We start from the raw sequence: 4453 nt of genomic DNA, 5'->3' as shown, positions 1-4453 counted from the left end.
GTGCTCGTCCGCAGCAAGGTGCGGTCGGCCGACGTAGAGGGCACGAATCCTCAACGGCAACGGCTGGCGGAGAGCTTCGAGGCCGCCCTGCGCCTGGCCGAAGGCCGTGCGCTGACGGTGGACATGGACACCGGCGCCGAGCAGGGTTTCTCCGCCAAGTTCGCCTGCCCGGTCTGCACCCACACCGTGGGCGAGCTGGAGCCGCGCCTGTTCTCGTTCAACTCGCCGCTGGGCGCCTGTCCGGCCTGCGACGGCATCGGCCACACCGAGGTGTTCGACGCCGAACGCGTGGTCGCCTTCCCCACGCTGAGCCTGGCCAGTGGCGCCATCAAGGGCTGGGACCGGCGCAACGGCTACTACTTCGCCATGATCGAGAGCATCGCCGCCCACTACGGCTTCGACGCCGAGGCGCCGTGGGAAAACCTGCCCGCCCACGTGCAGCAGGTGCTGCTCTACGGATCGGGCGAAGAAGAGATCAAGTTCAGCTACGCGCTGGAATCGGGCGAGCGCGCGGGCAAGAAGGTCACGAAGAAGCACCCCTTCGAAGGCATCATCCGCAACTTCGAACGCCGCTACCGCGAGACCGATTCGGTCGCGGTGCGCGAGGAACTGGCCCGCTACCGCAGCACCCAGCCCTGCCCCGAATGCGGCGGCACGCGGCTGCGCAAGGAAGCGCGCCATGTGTTCGTCGGTGAGGGCGAACAGCGCCAGCCCATCTACAAGGTCAGCCACATCACCCTGGGCGAGGCGCTGGACCACTTCCGCCGCCTCGAACTGCAGGGCGCGAAGGCCGACATCGCCGCGCGCGTGGTCAACGAAATCCGCCAGCGCCTGAAGTTCCTCAACGACGTGGGCCTGAACTACCTGAGCCTGGACCGCAGCGCCGACACGCTCAGCGGCGGCGAGGCCCAGCGCATCCGCCTGGCCAGCCAGATCGGCTCGGGCCTGTCGGGCGTGATGTACGTGCTCGACGAGCCCAGCATCGGCCTGCACCAGCGCGACAACGACCGCCTGATCGGCACGCTGCAGCACCTGCGCGACCTGGGCAACACCGTGCTGGTGGTCGAGCACGACGAGGACATGATCCGCACCGCCGACCACGTGATCGACATCGGCCCCGGTGCGGGCGTGCACGGCGGGCGCGTGATGTCGCAGGGCACGCCGGCGGTGGTGATGGCCGACCCGAACTCGCTCACCGGCCAGTACCTCAGCGGTGTCAAGGAAATCGCGGTGCCCGCACGGCGCACGCCCTGGCTGCCGGTCATCAAGCCCGAGGTGAAGGCGCCCCCCGTCAAATCGAAGTTCCCCATGAGCCCCGCCGCCGAGCGCCGCGCCGAACGCCAGGCCGCACACGAAGCGACGCTGGGCGAGCTGCAGGAAATCCGCGTGCTCAACGCCACCGGCCACAACCTCCAGGGCGTGAGCGTGGCCTTCCCGGTGGGGCTGCTGACCTGCGTGACCGGCGTGTCCGGATCGGGCAAATCGACCCTGGTGAACGACACGCTGTACGCCGCGGTGGCGCGCACGCTCTACCGCTCGCACGACGAGCCGGCCGAACACGAGGCCATCGAAGGCATCGAACACTTCGACAAGGTCATCAACGTCGACCAGAGCCCCATCGGCCGCACGCCGCGCAGCAACCCGGCCACCTACACCGGCCTGTTCACCGGCATCCGCGAGCTGATGGCCGAGGTGCCGATGGCGCGCGAGCGCGGCTACGGCCCGGGGCGCTTCAGTTTCAACGTGGCCGGCGGCCGCTGCGAGGCCTGCCAGGGCGACGGCGTGGTCAAGGTGGAAATGCACTTCCTGCCCGACGTGTACGTGCCCTGCGAAGTCTGCAGCGGTCAACGCTACAACCGCGAGACGCTGGAGGTCCAGTACAAGGGCCGCAACATCGCGCAGATCCTGGACATGACGGTGGAAAAAGCGGCCGAGTTTTTCAGCGCCGTGCCCACGCTGCACCGCAAGCTGCAGACCCTGCTGGACGTGGGCCTGAGCTATGTGCGCCTGGGCCAGAGCGCTACGACACTGTCGGGCGGCGAGGCGCAGCGCGTGAAGCTGGCGCAGGAGCTGAGCAAGCGCGACACGGGCCGCACGCTCTACATCCTGGACGAACCCACCACCGGCCTGCACTTCGCCGACATCGAACTGCTGCTCAAGGTGCTGCACCAGCTGCGCGACGCGGGCAACACCATCGTGGTCATCGAGCACAACCTGGACGTGATCAAAACCGCCGACTGGCTGATCGACATGGGCCCCGAAGGCGGCTCGGGCGGCGGCACGGTGGTGGTGCAGGGCACGCCGGAAACCGTGGCCGCCTGCGAAGCCAGCCACACCGGGCGGTATCTGGCTCGGCTGCTGCGGCGCTGAGCGCCGTCAAGCACCGGAGCTCAGTGCCGGTCGCGGTACGCCAGGCCGATGCTGGCGCTGGCGACGGTGCGCCGCCCCACCAGCGGGCTGCGCGCAGCGGCGTTCAGCACGTGGGGGCGAGACACAGCGGCGACGGGAGGCACGGGGGTCACAGCTGACCCAGGTCCTCGATGGCGTCGATCACCATGCCCGTGCCCACGGCGATGAGCAGGATGTCGGTCGCGACCCGCACGAACTTGTGGCCCGCCGGAGGCGTGCCCAGCTTCACCTGCACGCTGGTCGGCACGTTGTAGACCACAACGTCGCGGGGCAGGGGTTCGCCACGGTGCCAGTGCTTGGCCTGGCCGGGCGGCCGACAGCCGTTGCCTTTCTTGGCCAGACCGGGTGGGCACTTGCCGGCGCGCCAGCGCGGCTCGTAATACTCGCGCGCGGCGCGGCGCTGGGACTCTTCGAAATAGCCGCCGATCTGGATCTGCACCGACACACCCGAGGCCGACGCACCGGCGCGGGGTCCGTCGCCGCGCGAACCGCCAGACCGGTGCCCGTCGTCATGGCCACCGCGGTGGCTCTTTGCTTTCTTGTGGTGACCGTCTTCCACCCAGTCGGGTTTGCCGGCCAAGGCCGCCGGCAGGCCGACACCCAGGACCAGGGTCAAACAAAGCGAACGCAGGGACACAGGAGACATGGCGGTGGAGGTGAAGAGGATGAACACCGCCCAAGTGTGCACCAGCCACCGCCACCCGCGGTAAGCAAACGTGGCGGTACAGACGGCACCAGCGTTACGGGTGGTACGCAGTGGCCGCAGGTCCCGGCGGCGGTCGGGCTGGCAGACTCGCACCATGGCCCACACCGAAACCGAACTCAAGCTCAGCCTCGCGGCGCACGACGTGCCGCGCCTGCTGGCGCACCCTTGGCTGGCCACGCCGCCGCGCACCGAGCACCTGCTCAACACCTATGTCGACACGCCGGACCTGGCGCTCCAAGCGCTGCGCATGGCGGTGCGCGAGCGCCGCGTGGGCGAGCGCACCCTGCTGACCGTCAAGACCGCGGGCCGCTCGGTCAACGGCCTGACGCAGCGCAGCGAATGGGAAGGCCCGACCACCCCGGGTGCCCTGGACTTTGCTGCGCTGGTGGACGACCCCGCCCTGGCCGCGATGCTGACCCGGATCGCGCCGGCGCTGAGGCCGGTGTTCCGCACCGACTTCACCCGCCGCAGCTGGGTGCTGACCCATGCGGGCGCGCGCATCGAAGTGGCGCTGGACGAGGGCACGATCACCACTGGCCACACCGCCGCGACGCCGCAAGGCACGCGCAGCGAAGCGATCCTGGAACTGGAACTCGAATTGCTGGACGGGCCGCCAGAGTCGCTGGCGGCCCTGGCCCAGGCGCTGGAGCAAGGCGGCGCGCAAACCCCTGGCGAACGCTGGCTGCACCCGTCGGACCGCAGCAAGGCACAGCGCGGGCTGGCGCTGTTCTTGCAAGACAATCCGGCTGCACCCACATGACTTTCAGCGAGCCCACCCCCATGTCCGCCATCACCCTGCGTTTCCTGGCCGAGCCCAGCACCGTCAACTTCGGCGGCAAGGTCCACGGCGGCACCGTCATGAAATGGATCGACGAGGCCGGCTACGCCTGCGCCACGAGCTGGTCCAAGCGCTACTGCGTCACCGTCTACGTGGGCGGCATCCGCTTCCACCGCCCGATCATGATCGGCGACCTGGTGGAAGTCGAAGCGCGTCTGGCCTACACCGGCAGCACCAGCATGAACATCGCGGTGGAGGTGCGCAGCGGCGACATGAAAGGCGGCCAGCTGCAGAAGACGACCGAATGCCTGATCGTGTTCGTGTCGGTGGACTCGCACGGCCGACCGATGCCGGTGGATGCGTGGACACCCGAGACCCCGGGCGAGGTGGCACTGGCCCAGAGCGCCAAGGCGCAGCTGGACGCTTCGAGGGCCACCCAGAAAGACTGATCAGGCGGCCTTTACGCTGGGGCGTTCAGCGACACGATCGCGCCAGGCCTGCAGCGCCGAAAACCCCTCGGCGCCGGCGTTGAAGCGCATCAGCTTGGCGAATTCGATCGC

The 4453-nt window shown here is 69.1% G+C and carries 4 protein-coding genes; 3 read left to right on the top strand and 1 reads right to left on the bottom strand.

Annotated features, from left to right (window positions below):
- The coding region (locus tag ACR2JA_RS01045) for an excinuclease ABC subunit UvrA (protein ID WP_434007288.1) at positions 1-2370 on the top strand (2370 nt) is incomplete at its 5' end.
- 148 nt (positions 2371-2518) lie between these two features.
- Here the strand turns inward: ACR2JA_RS01045 and ACR2JA_RS01040 are convergent.
- Positions 2519-3055: a hypothetical protein gene (locus ACR2JA_RS01040; protein ID WP_434007287.1), complete on the bottom strand. Its 537-nt coding sequence runs from the start codon at positions 3053-3055 to the stop codon at positions 2519-2521.
- Between the two features lie 154 nt (positions 3056-3209).
- Between ACR2JA_RS01040 and ACR2JA_RS01035 the strand changes: the two genes are divergently transcribed.
- The gene (locus ACR2JA_RS01035; protein ID WP_434007286.1) at positions 3210-3875 is read left to right on the top strand and encodes a CYTH domain-containing protein; all 666 of its coding nucleotides are present in this window, start codon (positions 3210-3212) and stop codon (positions 3873-3875) included.
- 20 nt (positions 3876-3895) lie between these two features.
- On the top strand, positions 3896-4342 hold the full coding sequence (locus ACR2JA_RS01030) for an acyl-CoA thioesterase (protein WP_310566614.1): 447 nt from the start codon (positions 3896-3898) through the stop codon (positions 4340-4342).
- The last annotated feature ends 111 nt before the right edge of the window (positions 4343-4453 follow it).

This window comes from Hydrogenophaga sp. (assembly GCF_051007235.1).
In the GTDB taxonomy this organism is placed as follows: Bacteria; Pseudomonadota; Gammaproteobacteria; order Burkholderiales; family Burkholderiaceae_C; genus Hydrogenophaga.
Note: the sequence above shows the minus strand (reverse complement) of the source record. Positions and strands in the feature narration are given on the sequence as shown.

Coding starts and splice junctions, on each gene's coding strand:
- ACR2JA_RS01040 (WP_434007287.1), bottom strand. CDS start 3,055: ATGTCTCCTGTGTCCCTGCGTTCGCTTTGTTTGACCCTGGTCCTGGGT.
- ACR2JA_RS01035 (WP_434007286.1), top strand. CDS start 3,210: ATGGCCCACACCGAAACCGAACTCAAGCTCAGCCTCGCGGCGCACGAC.
- ACR2JA_RS01030 (WP_310566614.1), top strand. CDS start 3,896: ATGTCCGCCATCACCCTGCGTTTCCTGGCCGAGCCCAGCACCGTCAAC.